Source organism: Plantibacter sp. MPB07 (genome assembly GCF_046619465.1).
GTDB lineage: Bacteria > Actinomycetota > Actinomycetes > Actinomycetales > Microbacteriaceae > Plantibacter > Plantibacter auratus.
The window spans coordinates 2374897-2400589 of sequence record NZ_CP177043.1 but is presented as its reverse complement, the minus strand read 5'-3'; the positions used below and the strand labels follow the sequence as shown (position 1 = coordinate 2400589).

General features: G+C 69.5%; 31 protein-coding genes. 20 read left to right on the top strand and 11 right to left on the bottom strand.

From position 1 onward, the window contains the following. Window positions 1-97 precede the first annotated feature (97 nt). Window positions 98-1372 (top strand): AI-2E family transporter, encoded by a 1275-nt coding sequence (locus ACLIME_RS11025; RefSeq protein ID WP_079706627.1) that lies wholly within the window; start codon window positions 98-100, stop codon window positions 1370-1372. Beyond that, window positions 1372-2379, top strand: a complete 1008-nt coding sequence (locus ACLIME_RS11020; protein ID WP_411556926.1) for a DMT family transporter — start codon at window positions 1372-1374, stop codon at window positions 2377-2379. Before ACLIME_RS11025 ends, ACLIME_RS11020 begins: the two co-directional genes overlap by 1 nt. Before the next feature lie 36 nt (window positions 2380-2415). On the opposite strand, the gene ACLIME_RS11015 is transcribed toward ACLIME_RS11020, so the two are convergent. Both ACLIME_RS11015 and upp read right to left on the bottom strand, forming a co-directional pair. Continuing rightward, window positions 2416-3123 carry a winged helix-turn-helix domain-containing protein gene (locus ACLIME_RS11015; RefSeq protein WP_079706629.1) on the bottom strand — a complete coding sequence of 236 codons (708 nt, stop codon included), beginning with the start codon at window positions 3121-3123 and terminating at the stop codon, window positions 2416-2418. Window positions 3124-3625: 502 nt separating this feature from the next. Further along, complete coding sequence (gene upp / locus ACLIME_RS11010; RefSeq protein WP_079706630.1) at window positions 3626-4258, bottom strand: uracil phosphoribosyltransferase; 633 nt, start codon at window positions 4256-4258, stop codon at window positions 3626-3628. Between the two features lie 51 nt (window positions 4259-4309). Here upp and tadA point away from each other — a divergent pair, with 51 nt between their 5' ends. The 3 genes from tadA to proC all read left to right on the top strand — a co-directional run bounded on the left by tadA (window position 4310) and on the right by proC (window position 6976). After that, the gene (gene tadA / locus ACLIME_RS11005; protein WP_411556925.1) at window positions 4310-4786 is read left to right on the top strand and encodes a tRNA adenosine(34) deaminase TadA; all 477 of its coding nucleotides are present in this window, start codon (window positions 4310-4312) and stop codon (window positions 4784-4786) included. Between the two features lie 111 nt (window positions 4787-4897). Next, window positions 4898-6085, top strand: a complete 1188-nt coding sequence (locus ACLIME_RS11000) for a MarP family serine protease (protein WP_411556924.1) — start codon at window positions 4898-4900, stop codon at window positions 6083-6085. Window positions 6086-6184: 99 nt separating this feature from the next. After that, a complete protein-coding gene (proC, locus tag ACLIME_RS10995; protein WP_411558791.1) occupies window positions 6185-6976 on the top strand; it encodes a pyrroline-5-carboxylate reductase in 792 nt (263 codons plus the stop codon). Between the two features lie 16 nt (window positions 6977-6992). Here proC and ACLIME_RS10990 read toward each other — a convergent pair whose 3' ends face one another. Beyond that, complete coding sequence (locus tag ACLIME_RS10990) at window positions 6993-7496, bottom strand: GNAT family N-acetyltransferase (RefSeq protein ID WP_411556923.1); 504 nt, start codon at window positions 7494-7496, stop codon at window positions 6993-6995. Beyond that, a complete protein-coding gene (locus ACLIME_RS10985) occupies window positions 7493-8092 on the bottom strand; it encodes a TetR/AcrR family transcriptional regulator (protein WP_192005953.1) in 600 nt (199 codons plus the stop codon). Before ACLIME_RS10985 ends, ACLIME_RS10990 begins: the two co-directional genes overlap by 4 nt. A 63-nt stretch (window positions 8093-8155) precedes the next feature. Between ACLIME_RS10985 and ACLIME_RS10980 the strand changes: the two genes are divergently transcribed. Next, complete coding sequence (locus ACLIME_RS10980; RefSeq protein ID WP_411556922.1) at window positions 8156-8614, top strand: GNAT family N-acetyltransferase; 459 nt, start codon at window positions 8156-8158, stop codon at window positions 8612-8614. A 7-nt stretch (window positions 8615-8621) separates the two neighbouring features. Here ACLIME_RS10980 and ACLIME_RS10975 read toward each other — a convergent pair whose 3' ends face one another. Together ACLIME_RS10975 and ACLIME_RS10970 are read right to left on the bottom strand one after the other, a co-directional pair. Further along, window positions 8622-9293, bottom strand: a complete 672-nt coding sequence (locus ACLIME_RS10975; protein ID WP_056013885.1) for a potassium channel family protein — start codon at window positions 9291-9293, stop codon at window positions 8622-8624. Then, window positions 9286-10728, bottom strand: coding sequence for a TrkH family potassium uptake protein (locus tag ACLIME_RS10970; RefSeq protein WP_079706637.1), 1443 nt, complete (start codon window positions 10726-10728; stop codon window positions 9286-9288). The genes ACLIME_RS10975 and ACLIME_RS10970 overlap by 8 nt, the downstream gene beginning before the upstream one ends. A 72-nt stretch (window positions 10729-10800) precedes the next feature. On the opposite strand from ACLIME_RS10970, the gene ACLIME_RS10965 reads away from it, so the two are divergent. From ACLIME_RS10965 to ACLIME_RS10950, 4 genes are all read left to right on the top strand, one after another. Beyond that, window positions 10801-11205: an ArsR/SmtB family transcription factor gene (locus tag ACLIME_RS10965; RefSeq protein WP_064294613.1), complete on the top strand. Its 405-nt coding sequence runs from the start codon at window positions 10801-10803 to the stop codon at window positions 11203-11205. Window positions 11206-11330: 125 nt separating this feature from the next. Next, window positions 11331-11525, top strand: coding sequence for a helix-turn-helix domain-containing protein (locus tag ACLIME_RS10960; RefSeq protein ID WP_079706638.1), 195 nt, complete (start codon window positions 11331-11333; stop codon window positions 11523-11525). A 139-nt stretch (window positions 11526-11664) separates the two neighbouring features. Continuing rightward, a complete protein-coding gene (locus ACLIME_RS10955) occupies window positions 11665-11763 on the top strand; it encodes a 30S ribosomal protein bS22 (RefSeq protein WP_003792170.1) in 99 nt (32 codons plus the stop codon). A gap of 246 nt (window positions 11764-12009) precedes the next feature. Beyond that, window positions 12010-12318, top strand: coding sequence for a hypothetical protein (locus ACLIME_RS10950; RefSeq protein WP_411556921.1), 309 nt, complete (start codon window positions 12010-12012; stop codon window positions 12316-12318). A gap of 42 nt (window positions 12319-12360) precedes the next feature. Here the strand turns inward: ACLIME_RS10950 and ACLIME_RS10945 are convergent, their stop codons facing one another. Next, a complete protein-coding gene (locus ACLIME_RS10945) occupies window positions 12361-12660 on the bottom strand; it encodes a helix-turn-helix domain-containing protein (protein ID WP_064294610.1) in 300 nt (99 codons plus the stop codon). A 192-nt stretch (window positions 12661-12852) separates the two neighbouring features. Here ACLIME_RS10945 and ACLIME_RS10940 point away from each other — a divergent pair, with 192 nt between their 5' ends. Then, window positions 12853-13113 (top strand): glutaredoxin family protein, encoded by a 261-nt coding sequence (locus ACLIME_RS10940; protein WP_064294609.1) that lies wholly within the window; start codon window positions 12853-12855, stop codon window positions 13111-13113. Between the two features lie 40 nt (window positions 13114-13153). Then, window positions 13154-13462 (top strand): Dabb family protein, encoded by a 309-nt coding sequence (locus ACLIME_RS10935; protein WP_411556920.1) that lies wholly within the window; start codon window positions 13154-13156, stop codon window positions 13460-13462. Window positions 13463-13480: 18 nt separating this feature from the next. Here ACLIME_RS10935 and ACLIME_RS10930 read toward each other — a convergent pair whose 3' ends face one another. From ACLIME_RS10930 to aspS, 3 genes are all read right to left on the bottom strand, one after another. Beyond that, complete coding sequence (locus tag ACLIME_RS10930; protein WP_194645099.1) at window positions 13481-14257, bottom strand: putative protein N(5)-glutamine methyltransferase; 777 nt, start codon at window positions 14255-14257, stop codon at window positions 13481-13483. A gap of 89 nt (window positions 14258-14346) precedes the next feature. Next, window positions 14347-14799, bottom strand: coding sequence for a flavodoxin domain-containing protein (locus ACLIME_RS10925; protein ID WP_124767400.1), 453 nt, complete (start codon window positions 14797-14799; stop codon window positions 14347-14349). A gap of 18 nt (window positions 14800-14817) precedes the next feature. Further along, window positions 14818-16158, bottom strand: a complete 1341-nt coding sequence (aspS, locus tag ACLIME_RS10920; RefSeq protein ID WP_411556919.1) for an aspartate--tRNA(Asn) ligase — start codon at window positions 16156-16158, stop codon at window positions 14818-14820. Window positions 16159-16243: 85 nt separating this feature from the next. Between aspS and ACLIME_RS10915 the strand changes: the two genes are divergently transcribed. From ACLIME_RS10915 to ccsB, 5 genes are read left to right on the top strand one after another with little or no spacing between them, the layout of a single operon-like run. Further along, window positions 16244-16879: a histidine phosphatase family protein gene (locus ACLIME_RS10915; protein ID WP_192005946.1), complete on the top strand. Its 636-nt coding sequence runs from the start codon at window positions 16244-16246 to the stop codon at window positions 16877-16879. Beyond that, window positions 16879-17487: a TlpA family protein disulfide reductase gene (locus tag ACLIME_RS10910; protein ID WP_411556918.1), complete on the top strand. Its 609-nt coding sequence runs from the start codon at window positions 16879-16881 to the stop codon at window positions 17485-17487. The genes ACLIME_RS10915 and ACLIME_RS10910 overlap by 1 nt, the downstream gene beginning before the upstream one ends. Continuing rightward, on the top strand, window positions 17484-18230 hold the full coding sequence (locus tag ACLIME_RS10905) for a cytochrome c biogenesis CcdA family protein (RefSeq protein WP_411556917.1): 747 nt from the start codon (window positions 17484-17486) through the stop codon (window positions 18228-18230). The genes ACLIME_RS10910 and ACLIME_RS10905 overlap by 4 nt, the downstream gene beginning before the upstream one ends. After that, window positions 18214-19878, top strand: coding sequence for a cytochrome c biogenesis protein ResB (locus ACLIME_RS10900; RefSeq protein ID WP_079003290.1), 1665 nt, complete (start codon window positions 18214-18216; stop codon window positions 19876-19878). The genes ACLIME_RS10905 and ACLIME_RS10900 overlap by 17 nt, the downstream gene beginning before the upstream one ends. Continuing rightward, window positions 19875-20930, top strand: a complete 1056-nt coding sequence (ccsB, locus tag ACLIME_RS10895) for a c-type cytochrome biogenesis protein CcsB (protein WP_079706648.1) — start codon at window positions 19875-19877, stop codon at window positions 20928-20930. The genes ACLIME_RS10900 and ccsB overlap by 4 nt, the downstream gene beginning before the upstream one ends. Window positions 20931-20946: 16 nt before the next feature. Here ccsB and ACLIME_RS10890 read toward each other — a convergent pair whose 3' ends face one another. Continuing rightward, window positions 20947-21924 carry an o-succinylbenzoate synthase gene (locus ACLIME_RS10890; protein ID WP_411556916.1) on the bottom strand — a complete coding sequence of 326 codons (978 nt, stop codon included), beginning with the start codon at window positions 21922-21924 and terminating at the stop codon, window positions 20947-20949. Window positions 21925-21986: 62 nt separating this feature from the next. Here ACLIME_RS10890 and ACLIME_RS10885 point away from each other — a divergent pair, with 62 nt between their 5' ends. From ACLIME_RS10885 to ACLIME_RS10875, 3 genes are read left to right on the top strand one after another with little or no spacing between them, the layout of a single operon-like run. Further along, a complete protein-coding gene (locus ACLIME_RS10885; protein WP_411556915.1) occupies window positions 21987-23474 on the top strand; it encodes a hypothetical protein in 1488 nt (495 codons plus the stop codon). 16 nt (window positions 23475-23490) lie between these two features. Further along, window positions 23491-24417 carry a 1,4-dihydroxy-2-naphthoyl-CoA synthase gene (locus ACLIME_RS10880; RefSeq protein WP_411556914.1) on the top strand — a complete coding sequence of 309 codons (927 nt, stop codon included), beginning with the start codon at window positions 23491-23493 and terminating at the stop codon, window positions 24415-24417. A gap of 57 nt (window positions 24418-24474) precedes the next feature. After that, the gene (locus tag ACLIME_RS10875) at window positions 24475-25635 is read left to right on the top strand and encodes an AMP-binding protein (protein WP_411556913.1); all 1161 of its coding nucleotides are present in this window, start codon (window positions 24475-24477) and stop codon (window positions 25633-25635) included. The last annotated feature ends 58 nt before the right edge of the window (window positions 25636-25693 follow it).

Below are 25693 nucleotides of genomic sequence, written 5' to 3'. Positions count from 1 at the left end.
CTCCGTCTCACTACTGTAGGCACAGAGCGGCGATCCATGTGAACGCCCCAGCACCACGATCGCACCACGATCGCATCACCACCGAGGAGACCGCACGATGAAGACCCCCAAACTCCGGTTGCCCGGGTTCTCCTCCACCCCGGAGGAGCGCGAGGCCAGGCGCGCCAAGCACCAGGAGGCCAAGCAGGAGCGCGCGGCGAAGGCCGCAGCCTCCTCGCCACCGTCGGCAGCCGTGGTCGCGGCCCTCCAGCCCTCGGCTCCGAGCGTGCGCATCAACGCGTTCCGCATCGGCCTCGTCGGGGGTATCGGCGTGCTCGTCGCGCTCGTGATCGGCAGCATCGTCACCCAGCTCAGCACCACCCTGATCTATGTCGGCGTCGCACTGTTCATCGCGCTCGGCCTGGACCCGCTCGTCTCCTGGCTCGAGCAGAAGCTGCCGCGCGGCCTCGCCATCGCCGTCGTCTTCCTCGCCGTGATCGGCGCGTTCGTCGGCATCATCTTCGCCATCGTGCCGCTGCTCGTGACGCAGATCTCGAACTTCGTGAGCGATTACCCCCGGATCTCGCAGCAGTTCCTGAACAGCGACTTCGTCGCGTGGGTGCAGAACACGATCGGGAACACCCTCGACATCGACTCGGCGCTCAACGACGCGTTCTCCTTCCTCAAGGACCCCAACAACCTGTTGAACATCGGTGGCGGCATCGTCGCGGTCGGTGCGGGCGTCGCATCGGGCATCACCGGCTCGATCATCGTCCTCATCCTGACCCTGTACTTCCTCGCGTCGCTGCGCTCGATGAAGGCCGTCACGTACCGCTTCCTCCCCGCCTACCGCCGCGAGGGCTTCGCGCAGGTGCTCGAGGAGATCACGCAGGCCGTCGGACGATACGTCGTCGGGCAGGTCGGGCTCGCGCTGGTCAACGGTGTGCTGAGCTTCATCTTCCTCAGCATCATCGGAGCGCCCTTCCCGCCGCTGCTCGCCCTGCTGGCGTTCATCGGGTCGATGATCCCACTCGTCGGAACGCTGAGCGCCTCGATCGTGAACAGCGCGCTCTGCCTCTTCGTCTCGCCGGTCACCGCGCTCATCGCGATCATCTACTACCTGATCTACATGCAGATCGAGGCGTACGTCCTGAGCCCGCGCATCATGAACAAGGCGGTCGCCGTCCCCGGCGCCCTCGTCGTCATCGCGGCCTTCGGTGGCGGTGCCCTCGGCGGCATCCTCGGCGCCCTCGTCGCGATCCCGGTCGCCGCATCGATCATCATCATCGTGCAGAAGGTCGTCTTCCCGAGCCAGGACTCCAAGGTGGTACCGGAGAACAAACTCGGTGACGCCGAGACGGCGGCCGTCGGCACGAGCGCGGCGGCGAAGTGATGGCGGCCACGTCGTTCCCGGTCCTCGCGGCCGGCGCCCTGCTGCTGTCGGGTACCGCGGGCGTCGTCGCGCAGTCCGCCCGGGCAGCGGTCGACCTCGACATCCCGACGATCAGCGTGACGCCGTACCAGGCGATCGGCATCCCGATCGCCCTCGTCGGCGCCTTCTTCCTGGCGGTGGGTACCCAGCTCCAGTCCCGGGGCGTCGGGAAGGTCGAGGCGGCCTCGTCGGCGTTCGGGCTGAAGCAGCTCCCGCAGCTGCTCGGTCGCCCGTCCTGGCTCATCGGCACTCTGCTGCTCGGCCTGGCCATCGTCTTCCAGCTCGTCGCGCTGGCCTTCGCACCGCTCATCGTCGTGCAGCCGCTCGGGGCGATCGCCCTCGTGATCACGGCACTGTTGAACGCCAGGGTCACCCGGGTCAAGATCACCAAGGAGCAGACCCGCGCGATGGTGCTGTGCGTCGCCGGCATCGGCCTCTTCGTGATCGTCGCCGCGCTCTACGCGGTGGAGGAGCCGATCCGTCAGCCGCAGCTCATCATCATCCTCATCATGCTGACCGTGGTGACCCTCGCCCTCGCGGGTGCCTATGCCCTGTGGCGCCGGAAGCTGCACACGGTGTTCTACGTGGTCGCGGCAGGCGTCCTGTACGGCTTCGTCGTGACCCTCGCGAAGGTCGTCATCAATCGGGTCATCACGCAGAACTTCGAGGGTCTCACGGTCGTCGGCATCATCGCATTGCTCGTCGCCGCCGGGGTGGGCGGGTTCTTCGTCCAGAAGGCCCACCAGAGCGGACAGCCGGACCTGGTGGTCGCGGGCCTCACCGTCGTCGACCCACTCGTCGCCGTCGGCATCGGCATCGTCGTGCTCGGTGAGGCGGCCAGCGCGCCCTGGTTAGCGCTCGTGCTCTTCGTCGTCGCCGGCGCGATCGCCGTCTTCGGCGTGTGGAAGCTCGCGATGCGCCCGGTCCCCGCACCGGGCGAGAAGCCGAAGAAGCCGCGCGTCATCTGACGCCCGTCGTCTCGTCGGTGGGGCCGCCGAACCGGCTTAGAACAGGTCGGGCGACGGGGTGCTGGCGTAGCGGATGGAGACGTCCGCGTGGCGGTCGAAGCGGTAGCCGACACCGCGCACGGTGCGGACGATGTCCTCGTAGCGGCCGAGCTTGGCGCGCAGGCGACGCACGTGGACGTCGATGGTCCGCTCGTTCGGGACCTCTTCGTCGTCGCCGGCACGCCACAGCGATGAGATGAGCTCCGCGCGCTCGATCGTGCGTCCTTCGCGGAGGACGAGGTACTGGAGGAGCTCGAACTCCTTGTACGTGAGCGGCGCAGCTTCGTTGTCGAGGACGAGGCGCTTCCGGGAGATGTCGACGACGACACCGGCGTGCGCGCGGTCCTGCTCCTCCTCGTCGACCTCGTCGCGGTGGGCCGCGAGTGCCGAGGGGTCCTGGAGGGCGAGCCGGACGACGTCGAGGTCGCGTCCGCCGGCACCGCGGGGGGCGAGGGCGACGGCCGCGTGGGTCTCGGCCTCCGGAGCGAACTGGGCCGTCAGGGCCTTGATGGCCTCGACGATCTCACCGAGGCTCGTGCCGGCCGCCGCCGCCTTCGCCTCGTCGAGACCGACGTAGAGGACGAAGCCTCGGGCTTCAGGGCCGGCCGGAACGGCGCGGACGTGCGGGGTCGCGGCCCGAGGCGCATCCTCGACGGCGGTGAGCTGGCGGGTGGGGCGGGTGGTCTGAACGGCTGCAAGAGACATGAGTGCGAGGTCCTCGGGAGTGATGATGCTACGACGGATCGTGCGCGGTGCGCTCGGGGTGATCCCGCCTGCCGGTGGGCAGTTGCGGTCCCGCGATCCGGGAAGTGGCGCGTCGGCCGGGTACGGACGGGGTACGTCCGGGAGTCGGCTCACCTGGTGGGGGAGCGGCGGACTCGGAGGTGCTGGGAGCAGTGGAGCGGATCCGTGTGGATCGCTACCGGTGCTGGAGGAGTCGGATCAGCGACACATTCGACAGCACATGACAGCGCGGCCGGGCATCATCATGCCGGCGTTCCCAGGGGCCTCGAAGGAGGTCGGGGTGGGCGCGTTGGTCGTCATAGTCCGCAATACAACAGGAATCCCCCGGATCCTGTCAAGTGCGAGCGGAAGATGACGTTCTGTTACTCGGGGATTGTCAGCTGGCGGCACAACTGAGATGAGGCGGATCGTCGTCCATCGCGGGGATGGACGACGATCCGCCTCATGTCGGCGGGAGCAGGGGTCAGACGACGCCGTAGAGGCGGTCGCCGGCGTCGCCGAGCCCGGGGACGATGTACCCGTTCTCGTCGAGCTTCTCGTCGAGGGCGCCCAGGACGATGGTGACGTCCTTGCCGGCCGTCTCGGCCTCGAGGCGTTCGAGACCCTCGGGGGCGGCGAGCAGGCAGATGGCGGTGACGTGCATCGCGCCACGCTTGAAGAGGAAGTCGATGGCCGCCGCGAGCGAGCCACCGGTCGCGAGCATCGGGTCGAGCACGAAGCACTGGCGGTCGGACAGGTCGTCGGGGAGACGCTCCGCGTACGTGGTGGGTTCGAGGGTCTCCTCGTTGCGCACCATGCCGAGGAAGCCGACCTCGGCGGTGGGGAGCAGCTTCACCATGCCCTCGAGCATGCCGAGGCCGGCCCGCAGGATCGGGACCACGAGCGGACGCGGCTCGCTGATCTTGACGCCGACCGTCTCGGTCACCGGCGTCTGGATCGTGATCTCCTCGACCGTGACACCGCGCGTCGCCTCGTAAGCGAGCAGCGTGACGAGCTCCTCGGTGAGGGCACGGAACACCGGTGACGGTGTCGTCTTGTCGCGGAGCACCGTGAGCTTGTGGGTGATGAGGGGGTGGTCGGCTACGTGCACTCGCATACGATCAATCTAGTCGCTCGCGCGGCGACCAGGATTTCGGGGAGATGACGGATGCACGCACCGGCCGAGTTCGCCGTGTGGATGGAGATAGCCATCGGCGAGGCCGAGGCGGCACTGGCCAGTGACGACGTCCCGGTGGGCGCGGTGCTCGTCGCCCCGGACGGCACGGTGGTCTCCGTCGGACGCAACGAGCGCGAGCTGCACACCGATCCGACCGCCCACGCCGAGGTGGTCGCCATCCGCGCCGCAGCGGCCGCGCTGGCCGACTGGCACCTCACGGAGCTGACGCTCGTCGTCACGCTCGAACCCTGCGTCATGTGCGCCGGCGCGATCCTCGCCGCCCGGATCCCGCGGGTCGTCTTCGGGGCCTGGGACGAGAAGGCCGGTGCGGTCGGTTCCGTCTACGACGTCCTGCGCGACCGGCGCCTGCAGCACCGTGTCGAGGTCTACGCGGGAGTAGAGGCCGAGCGCTGCTCGGCGCTCCTCACCGACTTCTTCCGGGGCGCGGGCGGCGTCGGAGCCCCCTGAGGGCGCACACGGCCCCGGACATCCCCGCGCCTCGACCGGATCGCTGACCGGATGTGGCTGCTCCCAGCACTTCCGGAGCCCGTTGTCGGCGGGTGATGGCAGGATCGCAGGATGCAACCCGGCGTGATCCTCGACATCATCCTCGTCGTCGTCCTGATCGGCTTCCTGATCCGCGGGTGGCGTGCGGGGCTCCTCGGGAGCCTCGGCGGGCTCGTCGGGCTGGCGGCCGGTGGGGTCGGCGCGTTCTTCGCGATCCCGCTCGTCGCCTCGTGGGTGCCGGATGCGGCCTGGCGCGGCTGGGCGGCCGTCGCGGCGGCGGTGGTCGTCCTCGCCTTCGGCTACACGATCGGTGCGTTCATCGGCGGGGCCATCGGCTCCGTCGTCCGCAAGACCCCCCTGCGCGGTCTGGAACGCCTGCTCGGCGCCGCCCTCAACCTCGTCGTCACCGCGCTCGTCCTCGTGACCGCGGCACTGGGCGTCGGCTCCCTCGGCATCCCGCTGCTCGCCCAGGCGGTCGGATCGTCCGCGGTGATCGGCACGATCGACCGCGTCACGCCCGTGCAGGTGAAGAGCACGCTCGCGCAGCTCCGCTCCACGGTGGTCGACGGCGGGGCCCAGCGCGTCATCGAGGCGTTCGGCGGAACCGCGGACGTCCCCGCCGCCCCGCAGCTCGACACCTCGACGCCGGCGCTGCAGACGGCCTCCGCGTCCGTGGTCCGCATCAGCGGCACGGCCGAGTCCTGCTCGCGGAGCCTCACCGGAAGCGGCTTCGTCTTCGCGGACGACCTGGTCATGACGAACGCGCACGTCCTCGCCGGCGTGACGAACCCGGTCGTCGAGGTCCCAGGGGCCATGCCCAGGGAAGGACGGATCGTCTACTTCGACCCGGTCGACGACCTCGCCGTCATCCGCGTCGACGACCTCGGCGCCCGATCGCTGCCGCTCGCACCGAACCCGGCGCCCGGTTCGAACGCCGTCGTCGCCGGGTATCCGTTCGGTGGCCCGTACACGGCCGGTGGCGCGCAGGTCATCGTGGTGGGGCCGAGCCTCGTCGCCGACATCAGTGGGAACAACCCGACGAGCCGTCAGGTCGTGACGCTGTCGGGGACGGTGCAGCCGGGCAACTCCGGTGGCCCGCTCCTCACCGAGTCCGGTGAGGTGGCCGGCGTGATCTTCGCCCGCGACGCGAACTCCGCGCCGGTCGGGTACGCGCTCGCGATGGACGAGGTCCTGCCCGTCGTCGCGCTCGCCGGGTCGCTGCAGTCCGCGGTCCCGTCGGGCGCCTGCCTCGCCGACTGACCCGGCCGGGCAGGTGCCGCCGAGCATGCAGGTGCCTAGACTCGCAGGGTGAGTGAAACGATCAGCCTGCCCAGCATCGCCATCCTCGGAGCCGGTTCGATGGGAGGGGCCGTCCTCCGCGGTCTCGTCCAGCCGGGTGTCGAGGTCGACGGTGGCATCACGGTGACGAACCGGACCATCGCCAAGGCGGAGGCTCTCGCCGAGCTGCCAGGCGTCACCTCGATCGCCCTCGAGCAGGACGCCGACGGCAACCGTCGGGCGGCAGCCGCGGCGAAAATCGTCCTGATCGGCGTGAAGCCCTACCTGGTCGCCGACCTCCTCGCCGAGATCGCCGACGCGTTGCAGCCGGGCACGATCGTCGTGAGCCTTGCGGCCGGCATCCGCGGTGCGGCCTTCGAGGCCGCCCTGCCGGAGTCGGTGTCGGTCCTCCGCTCCATGCCGAACACCCCGTCCTACGTCGGGCTCGGCGTCACCGGGCTCGCGCCGGGTACCCGGTCGAGCGCGGACGACCTCGCCGTCGTCACCGCGCTCTTCGAGACCGTCGGCGAAGTGGTCGTCATCCCCGAATCGAAGATCGACGCCCTCAGCGCCATCTCCGGTTCCGGTCCGGCGTACGTCTACTACCTCATCGAGGAACTGACCCGCACGGCGATCGGCCTCGGGTTCACCCCCGAGCAAGCGTCCGTGATGGTCGACGGAACCTTCCGCGGCGCGACGGAACTCCTCGCGACGACGGGGGAGAGCGCCGAGCAGCTGCGGATCAACGTCACAAGCCCGAAGGGGACGACGGAGCAGGCGCTCGCCGTGCTCGCCGAGGCGGGCTTCAGCGAGACGTTCGACCGCGCCGCGGCAGCCGCCATCGCACGCGCCGAGGAGCTGTCGGCGTCCTGACCCGACGGCGGCCGGATCAGTCGAAGGACCGCACGAAGCAGTCGAGGCCGGGTCTGTCGTCCCAGGAAGCGACCGCCACGAAGCCGGACCGCCGGTAGAGCGCGATCGCGGCGGAGCGCCAGTGCCACACGGAGAGACGCACGGCGTCATCGCCCCGCAGCCGCGAGACGGTCGTGGCGGCCTCGAGCAGGGTTGCGGCCACTCCTCGGCGACGAGCGTCGGGGGCGACCCAGAGCCGCTTGAGCTCCGGCGACGGGCCGTCCGTCAGGACGACGCAGCCGAGCACCCGGTCGTCCTCGACGGCCAGGAGGATCGCGTCGGAGGCGAAGGCGGTACTCGGGTCGGTGATCTCGGCCCGGTAGCGGTCGGGGAGGGCGATCGTCGGAGTGGGCTCGTCCAAACCCGGCGCTCGGCCGAGGAGTTTCTCATGCTCGGTCCGGCGGTGGTACTCCTCGAGGAGCTCGGCGAATCGCTCGCGACGATGAGCCGGAGCATCCGCCCACCGTTCCACGACGATCACGCGTGGCTCGTCTCGTCGAGCCCGAGGACGAGCAGCAGTCGGTCCAGCGCGGCGAGCTGGGCCGCGGCGTCGTAGTGGTCGTCGTCGGCCGTGCTCAGGGTGCTGACGCCCTCGATGAATCCGACGACGACGGTGGCCGTCGCGGCGACCTCGGCCTCGGTGAGCTCGGGGCGGATCTCGGCCACGAGGCGGCGGGTGCGCGCGACGAACACGCCATGACCCGCACGGTGCCGTTCGGCCAGCACCTCGTCGTCGAGCGCCGTCGCGAGGTAGCCGAGCCAGACCCGGGCCTCCTGGCGCGTCTCGTCGGTGAGGGACAGGGCCTGCCGGAGGACGGCGCGCAGAGCGTCACGCGGGGTCTCGGCTGCGGCTTCGAGCGCCTCGGTCCGCGCCGCCGTCCGTTCGTGGAGCAGGTCGCGAGCGTGCAGCAGGAGCGCGCGCTTGTCGGGGAAGCGATGGAGGACGAGGCCCGTCGTGCAACCGGCCCGCTCCGCGACCGCGCGGAGGGTCAACCCGTGCGGGCCGTGCTCGCCCAGGACCTCCCAGACCGCGTGCGAGATCCGCGCCTGGGCCGCTGGGTCCTTGGTTCTTGCCATGTCGTGATCACCTCGGAACCGATGTTACCGTAATGTTTGTTACGGAATGACTTGAGGACACGCATGACGATCAGGATCAGCCGGGTGGCCTGGGACGACGAGGCGGGAACCGCGCTGCGGGCCGCCCAACGCCGCGAACTCGATGCGCGGTACGGAAGCGACGATCACGAACCCGGGACACCGCCGACCGCAGCCGACATCACGCTCTTCCTGCTCGCCAGCGACGTCGACGACACCCCGCTCGGCTGCGGCGGCCTGCGGATGCTCGGCGCGGACCGGGCTGAGATCAAACGCATGTTCGTCGTACAGCAGGCCCGGGGGACCGGCGTCGCCACCGCGCTCCTGCGGGCACTGGAGGACGAAGCGCGGTCGCTCGGTCTCGCAGAGCTCCTCCTCGAGACCGGCACGGAGCAACCGGACGCGATGCGATTCTACGAGCGCGAGGGATACCACCCGATCGAGGCGTTCGGGTCGTATGTCGACGAGCCCCGATCGCGCTGCTACGCGCGCAGCCTCAGCTGAGCGGGCGTCAGCCCTCGAGGGAGGCGAAGCGTTCGATGTCGGCCGACGTGCCCGACACGATGATGAGGTCGTGGTTCGACACCACGGTGTCCGCGGTCGCGTAGGTGAACGGCTTGCCCGGCGACTTCACCCCGACGACGGTGATCCGGTACTTCGTCCGGACGCCCGACTCCGTCAGGTTCAGCCCGCGGATGGGCTTCGGCGGGTACATCTTGACGAGCGCGAAGTCGTCGTCGAACTGGATGAAGTCGAGCATGCGGCCCGACACGAGGTGGGCGACGCGTTCGCCGGCCTCGCGCTCGGGGTAGATGACGTGGCTCGCCCCCACCCGGGCGAGGATCTTGCCATGCGACTGCGAGACGGCCTTGGCCCAGATCTGCGGGATCTTGAGGTCGACGAGGTTGGCGGTGATGAGCACGCTCGCCTCGATCGAGGAGCCGACCGCGACGACCGCGACCGAGAAGTCCTGCGCGCCGATCTGCCGGAGTGCCTCGATGTTCTTCGCGTCGGCCTGCACGGTGTGCGTGACCCGGTCGGACCACTTCTGCACGAGGTCGGAGTTGTCGTCGATCGCGAGCACCTCGCGGTCGAGTCGGTCGAGTTCGCCGGCGCAGGCCGCACCGAACCGACCGAGTCCGATGACGAGGACCGGGGCGTCGTGCTTGATGCGGTCAACCAACGATGGGCCTCTCTTCGGGTCGTTTGAACAGCTGGCCGCTCTGACTCGCGGCCACGGCTGCAGCGAGTGTCACTGTACCAACGCGGCCCAGGAACATGGTGACGGCGAGGACGTACACCCCGGCGTCGGGCAGGTCCGCGACGAGGCCGGTGCTCAGCCCCACGGTCGCGAAGGCGGAGATGACGTCGAACAGCACGTGGTCGAGCGGAGCCTTCGTCATCTGCAGGATGACGATCGTCGACAGGGCGACGATCGTCGCACCCCAGAGGACGACGCTCACCGCGACGCGGAGCACGTCCTGCGGGATCCGGCGGCGGAAGACCTCCACGCCCTCGCGTCCGCGGGCCTCGGCGAACGCCGCCAGGAACAGGACGGCGAGCGTCGTGACCTTGATCCCGCCGGCGGTCGAGGCAGAACCACCGCCGATGAACATGAGCATGTCGGCGACGAGCAGGGTCGAACCGTTGAGGTCGCCGATGTCCACGGTGGAGAAGCCGCCCGACCGCGTCATGGCCGACAGGAAGAACCCCTGGAAGATCGTGTCCCAGAGGTTCCACTTGTTCCAGGTCTCGGGGTTGTTGAACTCGAGGAGGATGAAGGCGAGCGCCCCGGCGAAGAACAGGATGATCGTCGTGACGAGCGTGAGCTTGACGTGCAGCGACCAGCGGCTCGGCCGACGGAAGTTGCGGCTCAGTGCGTAGATGACCGGGAAGCCGATGCTGCCGAGGAAGACCCCGAGCATGAGGATGCTGAGGAACCAGTAGTCGTTCTCGAAGGCCGCGAGCCCCTCGGCGTTCGGCGTGAAGCCGGTGTTGGTGAAGGCCATGGCCGCGTAGTAGACGCTGTTCCAGGCGGCGTCCCAGGGGTTGATGCCGTCGAGCAGCATGCGCGGGAAGAGCAGGACGGCCAGGGCCGCCTCGATCACGAGGGCGCTGACGGCGACGGTGACGAGCAGGTTGCCGATCTCCCCGAGGCGGACCGCCTGACCCTCGGCGACGGGGCCGTGGTGCGACCGCAGGGGGTTCGTGTCGCTCGCCGCCATGAGCTTCTGGCGGAGCCCGAGTCGTCGGGCGATCACGAACCCGAGGATCGAGGCCAGGGTCAGGACGCCGAGCGCGCCGATCTGGACGCCGATGAAGACGAGCACGTGACCGAAGAGCGACCAGTGCGTGGCCATGTCGACGGTCGAGAGCCCGGTGACGCAGATGACGGAGACGGCGGTGAAGAGGGCGTCGGCGATCGGGGTCACCTGGCGGTCGGCGCTCGCGATGGGGAGCGAGAACAGCATCGTGAAGACAAAGATCAGGAAGCTGAACACGAGGATGGCGAACCGCGAGGTCGACTTCGCGGCGAAGTCGCTGACGGCCTCCCTGACTCTCGCGAGTCCGTGACGGACGGTGATCGAGGGACGACGCCCCATGGCATTGCCGCTCATCTGACCCCTCAACACCTCAGGACTGCGCCGGAGGCAATGGTACTCCGTGCGCTCCATCACTATCGTTGGAGCATGGCCGACATTTTCGACGTGATCGCTGACACCACCAGGCGGGACATCCTCGCGCTGCTGCTCGAACGGCACGGTGGCACCGGGACGAGCGTCTCCGAGATCGTCGCGCAGCTCGGCCTCAGCCAGCCGACGGTGTCCAAGCACCTCAAGGTCCTGCGCGAAGCAGAGCTCGTCGAGGTGCGCGAAGAGGGCCAGCACCGCTACTACAGCCTGGACTCGGCGCCGCTCGAGGACGTGGAGGACTGGCTGATCCCGTTCCTCAGCGTCGACTACCAGGACGACGGTGTCGATTTCGCGGCGCTGTCACTCCCGGACCAGGCCAAGGCGGTCGCCGGATCGGTCGGCAAGGTCGCTGCGGACGTGACCCACGCGGTGCAGTCGGTCACGAAGAAGCTCCGCCCGTAGCCCGGCCCCATACCGTTCACACAGGGGATGTACAGGGCGGGCGTCGGCCCTCTAGAGTTGCCATGCGGCGTTCCGGTCCTCGGAGCGCCGTTCAAGCGGGTTTTCAGAGGCGCAGGAGGGGTTCGATGACGCAGGACACTGCCGACGTCCGCTTCCTCACCGTGGCCGAAGTCGCCGAGATGATGCGGGTGTCCAAGATGACCGTGTATCGCCTGGTGCATTCGGGGGAGCTCCCGGCCATCCGGTTCGGGAAGTCGTTCCGAGTGCCGGAGACCGCCGTCGACGCCGTCCGGCAGCGCCCGGTCGCCGACGTCGGCTGAGGCGTTTCCCGCTCCTAGCAGCCTGCAGGCGTACGGCGTGTGAACGACGCGCGCTGCAATCGGCTAGACTGGCAACAAGACTTGTTCTCTTCGGTCGCGATCCCTGCGGCCAAGCCCCCCAATTCTGTGAGGTAAATCCGTGGGTTCTGTTATCAAGAAGCGCCGCAAGCGTATGGCGAAGAAGAAGCACCGCAAGCTGCTTCGCAAGACCCGTCACCAGCGCCGCAACAAGAAGTAGCCGGCTGCTCCGTTCGGAGCGCCTGACGACTCTTCGTCCACCGGAAGCGCCTGCCCATTGGGGTACGGCGCTTTCTGGCGTTGTCGAGGTGATCGTCTCGTTGGTCGGTCAGAGCGTGTGGTCTCCGCGGGTCGAGCGGCGTCGAGGTTCCTCCACAGGCGAGGCCGGACGGGACTGATCCACAGCGCGTCGCGGCACGCGGTCCGTCGCCCCGAGATCGTCGGCGGTCCTTCGTAGGTTCTTCGCATGACCCGCGATCTCCCGCCAACCGTCCACCGCAACCGACGCGAGCTCGCGTACCGGGTGCCGTTCGTCGTCGAACGAGACGACGCACCTCGCTATCGACTCCGGAACGTCAGTGACGAAGCCGTCCACTGGGTCGTGCTGCGCCTGATCGGACCTGGACTCCTCGCTCCACTGGAACCGTGTCGCCTGACGCCGGGGAGCGCCCTGGAATTCGAGGTGTTGGGCACCGAGCTGGCCCGCGCGACCAGCGTACAGGTGTCCTGGTTCCGTCCCGGTGGCCACCAGTACCTCTGGCGGGTCACCTTCTGATGGACGCCGGCGGGTGGAGTGGAGTGGTCTCCGGCGGACGGGTCAGCGTTCCTGGTCGCGGCGAGCGGCCAGCAGATCGCGTGCCGTCAGCTTGTGCGCCCGCCCCGGGTACATGTCGGCGTTGAGGCCCGTGATGAACGGGGCCGGGTCGAGGTCGAGCGCGGTACTCAGCCTGACGAGCGTCTCCACGCTCGGGTGCACCTGCCCTCGCTCGATCTTGCCGATGTTCGTCCAGTGCATCCCGGCCAGCACGCCCAGGTCCTCGAGGGTCAGCTGTCGCTCGTTGCGGGCGGCACGCAGCCGCTCGCCGAGGATCGTCGCGGCTTCCGAATGTGTAGGCATCACACAATGACAACGGACCTCGACCGGCGCATGCCAGAGTGTCTGAGCCCGGTGAATTCGACACGCATGGTTCTCAGCCCTGGGTTCAACGGCATCATCATTCCGTCATCGTGTCAGATGTCTCGGTGAAACACCACACGTGTCGGCTCTGTGGAGGTGCTCCGACCTCGGGCACCCCGTACAGTTGAGGAGGTGTCCACTCTGCACGTCACGCTCATCGGCAAGCCCGGCTGTCACCTCTGCGACGACGCCCGCGCCGTGATCGACGAGGTGGTCGCAGGCCTCCCGTCCGACGGCCCGACGATCGAACGCGAGGAGCTCTCGATCCTCGATGATCCCGCGCTCCACGACCGCCACTGGGAGGAGATCCCCGTCGTCCTCATCGACGGCAGGGTCCACAACTACTGGCGCATCGACCCCGACCGCCTGCGGTCCGCGTTGCTCGCCGACTGATCCGCACGTCCATCCATCCACATCGACCCTTGGGGGCCCAGTGACCATCCGCCACATCGTCAGTTGGAAGCTGGCGGCAACGGACGACGCAGAGCGCGACGCGGCGTTCGCCACCATGCAGTCCGAACTCGAGGCACTCGCCGGGTTCATGCCGGACGACATCGAGCACCTCCAGGTCGGACGCAACATCGCCTACCCCGAGAGCAACTGGGACGTCGTGCTGGTCGGCGACTACCCGAGCCTCGAAGCCCTGGAGCGGTACCAGGTCCACCCGGAGCACGTCCGCGTGGTGCAGATCGTCCGTCAGCTCGTCGTCGAGCGCTCCGCGGTCGATTTCGAGCTCGACTGAGCCCGGCGCCCCCAGGACTCAGGGCGTGACGCCCACGGCGACGGTGCCGTCGAGCTCGTCGTCGCGGACGATCGACGCCGTGAGGCCCGCCGCCCGCATGAGCGCGGCGGTCTCGGGGGCCTGACGTTCGCTCGTCTCGATCAGGAGGGAACCGGTCGGCGCGAGCCAGTCCGGGGCCTGCGCGATGATCCGACGCTGGACGTCGAGCCCGTCGGCACCGCCGTCGAGCGCGATCACGGCCTCGTGCTCCCGAGCCTCCGGGGGCATCGTCGCCATCGACGCCGTCGGGACGTAGGGGGCGTTCGCGAGCAGGAGGTCGACGCGACCCGCGAGCGACCGGGGCAGTCCGTCGAACAGGTCTCCGGGCAGGGCATGCCCACCGAGTGGCTCGAGATTGCGCCGTGCGCACTCCACCGCGGCGAGGTCGATGTCCGACGCCCAGACGTCGATGGGGCCGGGTGCCTCGGTGAGGAGGGCACTCCCGACAGCCGCGGCACCGCAGCAGAGCTCGACGACCACCGAACCGTTCCGGAGGCGCGGGAGGGCGGCGTCGACCAGGAGCTCGGTCCGTCGCCGCGGCACGAAGACCCCGTCCTCGACGACGACCCGGCGTCCTCGGAACGCGACCCAGCCGAGGACGTGTTCGAGCGGCCGGCCGGCGACCCGTGCCGCGACCATCCGTTCGAGTCGATCCGGATCATCGGACTCGGCGAGGAGCAGCGCCGCCTCGTCCTCGGCGAAGACGCACCCCGCCGCACGAAGGCGCAGGACCACGGATCCGGCGGTCGCGTTCATCTGGCTCACCCCTCGCTCGCGTGCGAGGACGCCGCACGGTCGGTGCGAGTCCCGCTACCGTCGCGTCCTGGCACGCACCAGGGCGGAGGTCAGAGCTGTTCTGCTGCGGCGAGCACGCCGGGTAGCCAGGCGAGCGCGACGTCCTTCTTGCGCTCGAACCCGCCGTCGTCGTGCAGACCGAACTCGCCGAAGCGGGTCGCGCCGTGCTCGGTGAGGATGGCGTCGAGCAGCGAGCTGCCCTGGTTGTACGTGTCCTCGTAGCTGCTGTCGCCCAGCCCGAAGATGGCGTACCGGAGCCCGTCGAGCTCGACGTCGGACTCCTCGAGCGCCTCGTAGAAGATCTGGCCGGTCTCACCGAGGAGGCCGTCGCCGTACGTCGACGTGATGAAGATGTGGATCTCGTCGGTCGACAGCTCCGCGGGGTCGACGTCGCCGAGGTCGGCGACGCGCCACTGGTGCTGCGAGCCGATGGCCTTGCCGATGTCGCCGGCGAGGCGTTCGGCGTTGCCGGATTCGGTCCCGTACAGGATGACGATCTGCATGGCGTCCTTCTTGCGGGGTTACGGAGCGAGGCGGGTCGGGCCGCGGAACAGGTAGGTGACCTCGCGGATGGAGGTCTCGTGCAGCATGAGCATGAGCACGCGGGCGAGGCCCATGCCGAAGCCGCCGTGCGCCGGGACGCCGTAGCGGAAGAAGTCGAGGTAGAACTCGAGTTCCTCGGGCTCCAGGCCCTTCTCCTTGGCCTGCTCGACGAGGACGTCGACCCGGTGCTCGCGCTGCGCGCCCGTGGAGATCTCGACGCCGTTGTAGATGAGGTCGTAGCTGTTGGTGAGCGAGCCGTCCTCGGCGTTGCGCATGTGGTAGAACGGCCGGATGCTCGACGCGTAGTCGGTCAGGAAGACGAAGTCGTGACCGAAGGTCTCCTTGACGTAGGCAGCGATCTGACGCTCGCCCTCGGGGTCCATGTCGTCGTCGGCGCGGGGGATCTCGTAGCCGCGCTCGGCGACGATGCGCTTGGCCTCGGCCAGCGGGATGCGCGGGAACGGACGCGACGGGACCTCGAGCTCGATGCCGAAGAGCTCGGAGATCTGCTCGCCGTGCTTGTCCTTGACCGCCGTGAAGCCGGCGACGAGGAGCTCCTCGTGCAGCTGCATGACGTCCTCGTGGGACTCGATCCAGCTGATCTCGGCGTCGACGCTCGTGAACTCGGTCGCGTGTCGGCTGGTGAACGACGGGTCGGCGCGGAATGCGGGTCCGACCTCGAACACCTTGCCGAAGCCGGCGGACTGCGCCATCTGCTTGAAGAACTGCGGGGATTGCGCGAGGTACGCCTTGCCCTCGAAGTAGTCGACCTCGAAGAGCTCGGCGCGCGACTCGCTCGCGCTCGCCATGAGCTTCGGGGTGTGGATCTCGATGAAGTCGTTGTCGATCCAGTACTGACGCAGTGCGTGCTCGAACGTCGTCTGGATGCGGAAGATCAGGGCCTGCTTCGGCTGGCGCAGGTCGAGGAAACGCCAGTCGAGCCGCTTGTCGAGCGAGGAGTCCGCGGCGATCGGCGTCTCGGGGTTGGCGGCGGTGACGACCTCGAGCGTGGCGATCTTGACCTCGATGCCGCCGAGCTTGACGCGCTCGTCGTGCTTGAGCTCGCCGGTGACGGTGATGAAGGAGCCGTGCGCGAGGGCGGAGATGGCCTCGGTGGTGGCGAGGCGCTCGGCGGAGCCCTCGACCTCCGGGTCGACCTCGCGGACAGCCGGGTTCACCAGCTGGACGGCGCCGCTCTCGTCGCGGAGGACGACGAACTGCACCTTCTTCTGGTCGCGGACGGTCTCGACCCATCCGGAGACGGTGACGGGACCGTCGGACAGGGCGGCCAGGTTCTTCACAACGACGCGTTCACTCACCCCGACAGCTTAGCCGTCGCTCGTGGCTCGGACCTGGACGGAGGTCACGGTGAATCCGCAGCTTGGGGAAACGTACACTTGAAGGGTGGTAGCCGACCAGATCCATCTCGTGCGTCACGGCGAGGTGCACAATCCTTCTCGTGTGCTCTACGGTCGACTCCCCGCATTCCGACTGTCGGAGCTCGGCGAGCGCATGGCGCAGGCCGCCGCGGACGACCTCGTGAGCCGTGATCGCACGGTGGGCGCGCTCTACGCGTCTCCGCTGCAGCGCACCCAGGAGTCCGCCGCGCCGGTCGCCGCAGCGTTCGGGCTCGCCGTCGTCGCCGAGCCGCGCGTGATCGAACCGTTCAACGAGTTCGAGGGCAAGCGCATGAGCCGCGCCCTGAAGAACCCGCTCAACTGGCCCAAGCTCCGCAACCCGTCCCGCCCGAGCTGGGGCGAGCCGTACGCGTCGATCGTCAACCGCATGACCGCGGCCGTCGAGGACGCCTGGCGGGCGACGCCGTCGGGCGACGTCGTCATCGTCAGCCACCAGCTGCCGATCTGGATGCTGCACAGCTCCGTCGTCGGGGCGCCGTATCGTCACGACCCGCGGAAGCGACGGTGCGCCCTGTCCAGCATCACCACCCTCGAGCGGACCGAGCAGGGCTTCGTCGAGGTCGGCTACGTCGATCCGGCCGCCCGTCTGTCGTCCGGCGCGACCGATGTCGGGGCCGTCTGATGGCCCGCCGATCGAGGACGTCCGCCGTCGCCGCCGTGTTGGCCGTCGGGGCACTCCTGCTCACGGCGTGCGGGAGCGACCCGCTCGCCGAGCAGTACCGCGAGGGCAGCAGCAAGGGGTACGTCGCGGGCGACGGCAGCGTGACCGAGGTCGCGCTGGACGACCGCGGTGAGTCGATCAGCTTCTCAGGCGTCGGCGAGGACGGCGAGCAGATCTCCTCCGCCGACCACGCGGGCCAGGTCCTCGTCGTGAACTTCTGGTACGCCGCCTGCGCCCCCTGCCGCGCGGAGGCGAAGGACCTGCAGGCGCTCAACGAGGCCTACACCGACAAGGGCGCCACCTTCATCGGCGTCAACGTCCGCGACACCGCCGACACCGCGAAGGCGTTCAACGGCACCTTCGGCATCACCTACCCCTCCATCCTCGACGTCGACAGCGGGGAGGCGAAGCTCGCCTTCACGGGCAGTGTCCCGCCGAACGCGGTGCCGACCACCATCGTCCTCGACGCCCAAGGTCGGGTCGCCGCACGCATCCTCGGGCAGCTGCAGGACCGCACCATCCTCGACACCCTCATCCGCGACACGATCGCCGAGAGCGCCCCAGAGTGAGCCCCGGCGAGCTCGTCTACGGCGGCCAGCTCCTCGTGGCGATCCCGATCGCCATCGCGGCCGGTCTGCTGTCCTTCCTCTCGCCGTGCGTCCTGCCACTCGTCCCCGGCTACCTCGGATACGTCGGCGGCATGACGACGGTCGAGGAGGGGCGCTCCGGTGCGGGTCGCCGGCGCGTGCTGCTCGGCGTCAGCCTCTTCATCCTCGGCTTCACCGTCGTGTTCGTGGCGATCGCGGCGTTCGTCGGAACGATCGGCGCCTGGTTCGTCGAGTGGGAGGGCGTCATCACCCGCGTCCTCGGCGCCGTCGTCATCCTCATGGGGCTCATTTTCGTCGGACAGTTCTCGCGGCTGCAGCGCACGGTGCGTACCAGCTGGGCACCCGCCACCGGCCTCGCCGGCGCGCCACTGCTCGGCTTCGTCTTCGCCATCGGCTGGACGCCCTGCCTCGGCCCGACGCTCACCGCGATCAGCGCGCTCTCCCTCTCGGGTGGCTCCGCCTGGCGCGGGGCCCTCCTCGGGCTGTTCTACTGCCTCGGTCTCGGCATCCCCTTCCTGCTCGTCGCGCTCGGACTCGGTTGGGTCACGGGGTCGTTGGCGTTCCTCAAACGGCACATCCGCACGATCAACATCATCGGCGGCGTGCTCCTCATCGTGATCGGTGTGTTGATGGTGTCTGGTCTCTGGTCCGCTTGGATGTACTCGTTGCAGGGGGTGATGAGCGGCCTTGTCACGCCCCTCTGATCACATCGATTCCGCCGCACCGGCTCCGGCCGACGGCATCAACCAGCCGAAGCTCGGGTTCGTCGGTTGGCTCCGCTTCTTCTGGCGTCAGCTCACGAGCATGCGCACGGCGCTCTTCCTGCTGCTGCTCCTCGCCATCGCCGCGGTGCCCGGTTCGCTCGTCCCGCAACGGTCGAGCGACCCGAACGGCGTCACCCAGTACTTCACCGACAACCCGGACCTCGCGCCCATCCTCGACAAGGTGCAGGCGTTCGACGTCTACAGCTCGGCCTGGTTCTCCGCGATCTACCTGCTGCTGTTCATCTCGCTCATCGGCTGCGTGATCCCGCGGACGAAGCACCACTGGCTCGCCCTGCGCTCCCGCCCGCCGCGGACGCCCGCGCGCCTGTCGCGGCTCTCCGCGTTCGAGCGTCGCAGCGACGACAGCGGCGCGACCGCCACCGAGCTCATCGACGACGCGACGAAGCAGTTGAAGCGCCAGGGCTACCGAGTCGAACGCTACGACGCCGAGGGGTCCGCATCGGTTTCCGCCGAGCGCGGCTTCCTCCGCGAGACCGGCAACCTCGTCTTCCACTCGGCACTCGTCGGCATCCTCGTGACGGTCGGTTTCGGCGGCGGTTTCGGCTTCTCCGGTCAGCGCGTGCTCGTCGAGGGTCAGACCTTCGTCAACACCCTGCTCGACTACGACTCGTTCAACCCCGGCCGCTTCTTCAACGAGTCGGAGCTGGCCCCCTACAAGTTGACGCTCGACGAGTTCGGCGTCACCTACGAGACCGAGAACCTCGACGCGTACGGGCAGGCGATCGACTACCGCGCGAAGGTCACGACGACCTCGCCCGGCGGGAAGCCGCAGGACGCGACGATCAAGGTCAACGATCCGCTCCGGTTCGAGGGCACCGACGTCTACCTGCTCGGCAACGGTTACGCGCCGACGATCACCGTCCGCGATCCCGAGGGCAAGGTCGTGTTCAGCGACTCCATCCCGTTCCTGCCGCAGGACGCCCAGCTCACCTCGCTCGGCATCGTCAAGGTCCCGGACGGCCTGGCGGAGCAGCTCGGCATGATCGGGTTCTTCTACCCGACGCAGGCCGCGTCCAAGCCGCCGTTCTTCTCGTCCTACCCCGACCTCGCCTACCCGGTGCTGACGCTCAACGTCTACTCCGGCGACCTCGGGATCAACGCCGGTGCTCCGAAGTCGGTCTACGCGCTCGACGTCGACGACATGAAGCAGCTCACGGGGGGCGACACCGGCGTCGAGTCGATCGAACTCACGCCCGGCCAGATCACCGACCTGCCGAACGGACTCGGCACGGTGTCCTTCGACAACGTCGCCGCCAACCCGTCGACCGAGAACTACGCCGGCTCCGTCAAGCGGTTCGCCTCGTTCGACGTCCACCACGACCCGACCCAGCTGTGGGTGCTCGCGTTCGCCATCCTCGCCCTGTCCGGTCTCATCACCTCACTCTTCGTCGCCAGACGCCGCGTCTGGGTGAAGGCCGTGACCGGGAGCGACGGCACCGTCTCCCTCGAATACGCCGGGCTCGCCCGCGGCGAGGACCCCGGCCTCGAAGCGGCCGTCGCGGCGATCGCCGAAGCGCACAGTCCAACGCCTGTCCCGTCCGAACCCGAAGGTAGAATCACCCCGTGACCCTCGTCGAAATCTCGAACCTCTGCCTCTGGTCGGCCGTCGCCGTCTACGCGCTGGCGTTCATCGCCTTCACGTTCGACCTCGCGCGCCGCAGCGCCGAGGTCACCGCGGCGATCGACGCGGCCGAGCGGGCTGAGCTGGAACGGTCGGCAGCCGCCGAGGAACGCGTCGGTGCACTCGCCTCCGCCGCGGCGCGGACCGCCGCACCGATCGTCACGAGCGACGGTGTCCCGCGCAAGACCCGCCGTCCCTCGGACGAGCCCGAGCAGCAGGCGTCGCGCAAGTCGCCGAGCCTCCGGGTCGGGGTCTCGCTCACCGTCATCGCCTTCCTCCTCCACCTCGTCGCGGACGTGACGCGCGGTATCGCCGCCGGTCGTGTCCCGTGGGCGAACATGTACGAGTTCGCGATGACGGGCACGCTGCTCATCGTCGCGGTGTTCCTCGTGGTCATCGCGCGCGTGGACCTCCGGTTCCTCGGCAGCTTCGTGATCGGCCTCGTGACCGTGCTCCTCGGCCTCGCGACCGCGAACTTCTACGTCGAGGTCGTCCCGCTGCCGCCGGCGCTGCAGTCGGCGTGGCTCGTCATCCACGTGTTCGTCGCGAGCCTCGGCACGGCGTTCTTCGCCATCGGCTTCGCGTTGAGCGTCGTGCAGCTCCTGCAGGGGCGTCGCGAGCGCCGGCTCGGGCTCGTGCAGCCCACCCAGAGCTCCGGGCGTCTCCGCTTCCTGCTTACTCTCCCGAACGCGGAGCGCCTCGAGAACCTCGCCTACCGCGTCAACATCATCGGCTTCATCTTCTGGACGTTCACGCTCATGGCCGGTGCCATCTGGGCTGAGCGCGCCTGGGGTCGGTACTGGGGCTGGGACACCAAAGAGGTGTGGACCTTCATCATCTGGGTGATCTTCGCCGGGTACATCCATGCCAGGGCGACGCGCGGCTGGCGCGGATCGCGCGCGGCCACGCTCGCCATCATCGGCTTCAGCGCCGTGATGTTCAACTTCGTCGTGGTCAACGTGTTCTTCAAGGGTCTGCACGCCTACAGCGGCCTGTAAGCCCCTGCGCCGGCCCTCAGCCGAGCAACGCGTGCGTGCGGCGGAGCCGGTCGAGCCACCAGGCGGTCCGCTCCGGTGACGCCGTGAAGTGCTCGAGGAGATCGACGTCCACCTCGACGCGCCGAACGGCGATGCCGCCGTCCACGGGATCGAGCGGTGCGGTCGTCACGTCGCCGCCGAGGAGCGCGGTGGTGGCGAGCCCGCAGTCGTAGTCGAGTTCCGGCAGGGCCGCCGCGAGGTGGGCACCCATGGAGATGCCGACGGAGGTGTCCAGCGCGCTCGAGACGACGATCGGCAGGCCGGCCTCGCCCGCGATGCGGAGCGCGGCGTGCACGCCGCCGAGCGGCTGCGCCTTCACGACGAGCAGGTCGGCGGCGCCGGCGCGAGCCACGGCGAGGGGGTCCTCGGCTTTGCGGACGCTCTCGTCCGCCGCGATGGCGACGTCCAGGGAGGAGACCCGTTCACGGATCTCGGCGAGTTCCGCGACGGTCGCGCAGGGTTGCTCGACGTACTCGAGGTCGAAGGGTTCGAGAGCGCGGATGGCGTGTTCGGCCTCGTCGACGTTCCAGTTGGTGTTGGCGTCCACGCGGAGTCGACCCTCGGGTCCGATGGCCCGCCGGACGGCGGCGACGCGCGCGACATCGTCGGCGAGCACCTGCCCGCGCTCGGCGACCTTCACCTTCGCGGTCCGGCAGCCCGGGAAGCGGGAGAGGATCGACGGCACGTCCGCCGCGTCCACGGCCGGGACCGTCGCGTTCACGAGGATGCGATCCCGGTGGAGGGGTGGGAAGTCCGACCAGCCGAAGTCGATGGCGGCCCGCAGCCACGCGGCTGACTCCTGGTCGTCGTACTCGACGAAGGGGGAGAACTCCGTCCACCCGGCGGGCCCGCGGAAGAGGACGGCCTCGCGGGTGTCGATGCCCCGGAACCGGACGCGGAGGGGGATGGAGACCACGCGGGCGGTGGCGAGGACGTCGTCGAGGTTCGCTTGCATGACCCCATCCTGCACCCGGACGTCGGAAGCCGTTGCGGGACGCCCATGACACAATCGATCCCGTGCCGCTGTTCTCCCGACGCAAGCCGACGCCAGGCGATCGGCGAAGCGTGCCCGCGGACGAACCCGCCGCCTTCTCGGTGCCCGAGCCGATCTTCGAGCCGAGCCCCGAGGCCGAGGTGCTCCCGGTGGTCGAGGAAGCGCCCGGCGGATCCTCCGACGAGCCGCGCGATCCGAACGCCCCGCCGATCCCCGGAGCGCCGCCGGCAGCCGTGTCCTCGAGCGCGCCAGCGCCTGCCGCCCCGGAGCGCACGCCCGAGGAACTGGAGGCGGAGACCGCAAGGTTCCGTCGTCCGGGGTCCCGAGGACGACGGACGCCACGGCAGCCCGCATCACGGAAGCCGTCGTCGCGCCGTCAACGGAAGGCGGCGGCGCGCGCGGCCGCTTCGCGACCCGAGTCCGCGGCGATCCCGGCCGACGGCGGCGAGCGGAGTCCGGCGGCCCACCCTCCTGCCGGCGGTGCGTCCCCGACCGGGCGGGACGAGCTCGGCGCGCGGAGTCGGGGTGTCGTCGCCTCCTTCTCGCCGCTCGCCCTGCTCGGCGCGGTGGTGGCCGTCACCCTCTTCACCGTCCTGCTGGCCGTGAGCTACCGGCCCGGCGAGGGGGCCTGGGCCATCCTCGTGGCGTTCGTCCTCGTCGTCGTCGTGCAGATCGTGCTGCTCATCGGGAGTGTCATCGTCATCCGCCGGAAGGTGCGGCGCCGCTGGGGTGTGCTGGCACTGGTGCTCATCCTCGTCGTCAACCCCGTCACGGCGATGGCGGTCGGCGGTCTCTCCCCGGATCGGGCCGGGAATGGTGCCTCCGCCGGTGGCAGCGGCGACGAGGAGCACGACCCGATCTGGGACACCTACCCGGGGTCCGCCTACGTCGACGCGAAGGAGACCCTCGACGGGCCGAGCTACGAGGACTTCGTCGGGACGTCCGACGAGATGCTCGCGGAGATCCGGACGGCCCTGACCGCCGAGTTCGGCTTCGACTGGGTGGAGCGACAGCCCGCCGAGACGGAGGTCGATCAGAACGGGTACGGCGGGGACTCCATGCTCTTCGAGTACACGGCACCGGTGTGGCAGACGACGACGACCGTGCGCACCTTCGAGGAGAAGTCGCGGGTCGTCGAGCTGATCCGGCAGGTGCTGCTCCGCTACGGGATCGCGAACCTCGACATGCAGAACGCACCGTCCTCCTGGCGTGAGCCGGGCGAGCTCACCGAGCGGTACGGCGGTGAGACCCTCGACACCCAGGCACTGTGGGACCTGCACACCTACAACGCCATCACGGGGGCCGGCGACTTCCGGACGAGCATCGTCGACCTCACGCTCGACTCGGCCGGCACGGTCGCGAAGGACCGCGAGTTCGACGTCGACTACTACGACATGGCGGCGGAGGGCATCGAGCTGCACCTCGACTCGTATGCGCTCCTGAAGGAGGCGGACCGCGCCGACTACCTGGAGGCGCTCAAGCCCTACGCGGACCTCGACAAGCCGAAGTAGTGCCTAGGCTGGACGCATGAGCGATCGAGTGTCCGAACTGTTCGACCCGGAGATCTGGGACGTCGTACCGGGGTTCGAGGACCTCACCGATCTGACGTACCACGTCGCGCGCGAGGGCGGCTTCGTGCGCATCGCGTTCGACCGCCCCGAGGTGCGCAACGCCTTCCGCCCGCACACCGTCGACGAGCTGTACCGCGCGCTCGACCACGCTCGCCAGAGCCCGACGGTCGGAGTGGTGCTGCTCACCGGCAACGGTCCGAGCGCGAAGGACGGCGGCTGGGCGTTCTGCTCGGGCGGCGACCAGCGCATCCGTGGTCGCGACGGCTACCGGTACGCGAGCGACGACGCCGCGGACGACGAGACGGCGAGCGGGATCGACGCGGCGCGCAACGGTCGCCTGCACATCCTCGAGGTCCAGCGCCTCATCCGCTTCATGCCGAAGGTCGTCATCAACCTCGTTCCCGGGTGGTCCGCGGGCGGTGGGCACTCCCTCGGCGTCGTGTGCGACCTGTCGATCGCGAGTCGAGAACACGCGCGGTTCAAGCAGACCGACGCCGACGTCGGTTCCTTCGACGCGGGGTACGGGAGCGCGTACTTCGCCAAGCAGGTGGGTCAGAAGTTCGCCCGTGAGGTGTTCTTCCTCGCCCAGGAGTACGACGCGGAGCGCGCGCTGCAGGCGGGCGCGATCAACGCGGTCGTCCCGCACACCGAGCTCGAGCAGACGGGCGTCGCCTGGGCCCGCACCATCCTCGGCAAGTCACCGACCGCCATCCGCATGCTGAAGTTCGCCTTCAACGCCGTCGACGACGGTCTCGTCGGCCAGCAGGTCTTCGCGGGCGAGGCCACCCGCCTCGCCTACGGCACCGACGAGGCGGTGGAGGGGCGCGACGCCTTCCTGGAGAAGCGCAAGCCGGACTGGGCTCCGTTCCCCTGGCAGTTCTGAGCTGCCTGACCGCGAGGAGTCGGCGGAGCGCCGACGCACCCGGCGTACGCTGAATCCATGACCCGTCAGCTGCTCCCCGTCGACGCGTCCGCCTCGGCGATGCTCGCAGCCCTGGAGACGGCGCTCGACGGCTCCGGACCCGCGGTCCTCCCGATGCAACCCGGATCGTCCGCGGCACCGGCCGTGGTCGACGACCGGGTGGCCCTCGTGATCGAGACGTCCGGCTCGACGGGGGTGCCGAAGCGGGTCGCCCTCTCGGCTGAGGCCCTCCTGGCCAGCGCGGCGGGTTCCGCGGTGGCTCTGGGTGGCCCTGAGGCCCATCGCCGTTCGTCCCAGTGGATCCTGGCGCTCCCGACGCACTACATCGCCGGCGTCAACGTGCTACTCCGGTCGATCGTCGCCGGGACCAGGCCGCTCGAGGCACCGACCGGGTCGTTCGACGCCCGGGCGTTCTGCGGACTCGTCGAGCGGCTCGACGCCGATGCCGGATTCGCTGCCCTCGTACCGGCACAACTGCGCATGCTCGTCGACGCCGCCGAGACGAGCACCTCCGTGCGTGACGCGCTCGCCGGACTCGCCGGGCTGCTCGTCGGGGGACAGGCCACCCCCGCTCCGCTGCTCGAGCGGTCCGCGGCGCTCGGCATCCGCGTCGTGCGGAGTTACGGCTCGAGCGAGACCTCCGGCGGCTGTCTGTACGACGGCGTGCCGTTCGCCGGTGTCGAACCCCGGCTGGTGAACGGGGAGCTCCTCATCGCCGGACCGGTCCTTGCCGAGGGCTACCTCGGCGAACCGGACCGCACGGCGACCGCCTTCCCGGACGACGGCGGCCGCCGGTGGTACCGCACCGGCGACACCGCCGAGCTCGCCGACGGCGTCGTCCGGGTGACCGGGCGGGCCGACAACGTGATCATCAGCGGCGGGGTGAACATCTCCCTCGACCGGGTGCAAGCGGTCGTCCGGTCGGTGCCGGGGCTGGCCGAGGCCGTCGTCGTCGCCGTCCCCGACGAGCGGTTCGGCCAGGCGTCCGTGATCGTGACGGGGGTCGGGACCCCCTTGGACCAGCGCCCGGACGACGCGCTGCTGCAGACCGCCCGAGACGCCGTCGCGGAGGCGCTCGGCCGCCCGGCGCGCCCCGCCCGACTGGTCCGTCTGGCCGAGCTGCCGCTGCTCGCGAGCGGCAAACCCGACCTCGTCGCACTCCGCTCACGATTGGGTTGAGCCCGTCCTCCGCGTGACCGCGAGGGCCGGTTTGCAGGCGGTTGTCGCATAGGGCATG

Excerpts from the sequence above, each read along its gene's own strand:
- ACLIME_RS11025 (WP_079706627.1), top strand. The coding sequence starts at position 98 with ATGAAGACCCCCAAACTCCGGTTGCCCGGGTTCTCCTCCACCCCGGAG.
- ACLIME_RS11020 (WP_411556926.1), top strand. The coding sequence starts at position 1,372 with ATGGCGGCCACGTCGTTCCCGGTCCTCGCGGCCGGCGCCCTGCTGCTG.
- ACLIME_RS11015 (WP_079706629.1), bottom strand. The coding sequence starts at position 3,123 with ATGTCTCTTGCAGCCGTTCAGACCACCCGCCCCACCCGCCAGCTCACC.
- upp (WP_079706630.1), bottom strand. The coding sequence starts at position 4,258 with ATGCGAGTGCACGTAGCCGACCACCCCCTCATCACCCACAAGCTCACG.
- tadA (WP_411556925.1), top strand. The coding sequence starts at position 4,310 with ATGCACGCACCGGCCGAGTTCGCCGTGTGGATGGAGATAGCCATCGGC.
- ACLIME_RS11000 (WP_411556924.1), top strand. The coding sequence starts at position 4,898 with ATGCAACCCGGCGTGATCCTCGACATCATCCTCGTCGTCGTCCTGATC.
- proC (WP_411558791.1), top strand. The coding sequence starts at position 6,185 with ATGGGAGGGGCCGTCCTCCGCGGTCTCGTCCAGCCGGGTGTCGAGGTC.
- ACLIME_RS10985 (WP_192005953.1), bottom strand. The coding sequence starts at position 8,092 with ATGGCAAGAACCAAGGACCCAGCGGCCCAGGCGCGGATCTCGCACGCG.
- ACLIME_RS10980 (WP_411556922.1), top strand. The coding sequence starts at position 8,156 with ATGACGATCAGGATCAGCCGGGTGGCCTGGGACGACGAGGCGGGAACC.
- ACLIME_RS10970 (WP_079706637.1), bottom strand. The coding sequence starts at position 10,728 with ATGAGCGGCAATGCCATGGGGCGTCGTCCCTCGATCACCGTCCGTCAC.
- ACLIME_RS10965 (WP_064294613.1), top strand. The coding sequence starts at position 10,801 with ATGGCCGACATTTTCGACGTGATCGCTGACACCACCAGGCGGGACATC.
- ACLIME_RS10960 (WP_079706638.1), top strand. The coding sequence starts at position 11,331 with ATGACGCAGGACACTGCCGACGTCCGCTTCCTCACCGTGGCCGAAGTC.
- ACLIME_RS10950 (WP_411556921.1), top strand. The coding sequence starts at position 12,010 with ATGACCCGCGATCTCCCGCCAACCGTCCACCGCAACCGACGCGAGCTC.
- ACLIME_RS10945 (WP_064294610.1), bottom strand. The coding sequence starts at position 12,660 with ATGCCTACACATTCGGAAGCCGCGACGATCCTCGGCGAGCGGCTGCGT.
- ACLIME_RS10930 (WP_194645099.1), bottom strand. The coding sequence starts at position 14,257 with ATGAACGCGACCGCCGGATCCGTGGTCCTGCGCCTTCGTGCGGCGGGG.
- ACLIME_RS10925 (WP_124767400.1), bottom strand. The coding sequence starts at position 14,799 with ATGCAGATCGTCATCCTGTACGGGACCGAATCCGGCAACGCCGAACGC.
- ACLIME_RS10910 (WP_411556918.1), top strand. The coding sequence starts at position 16,879 with ATGGCCCGCCGATCGAGGACGTCCGCCGTCGCCGCCGTGTTGGCCGTC.
- ACLIME_RS10890 (WP_411556916.1), bottom strand. The coding sequence starts at position 21,924 with ATGCAAGCGAACCTCGACGACGTCCTCGCCACCGCCCGCGTGGTCTCC.
- ACLIME_RS10880 (WP_411556914.1), top strand. The coding sequence starts at position 23,491 with ATGAGCGATCGAGTGTCCGAACTGTTCGACCCGGAGATCTGGGACGTC.
- ACLIME_RS10875 (WP_411556913.1), top strand. The coding sequence starts at position 24,475 with ATGACCCGTCAGCTGCTCCCCGTCGACGCGTCCGCCTCGGCGATGCTC.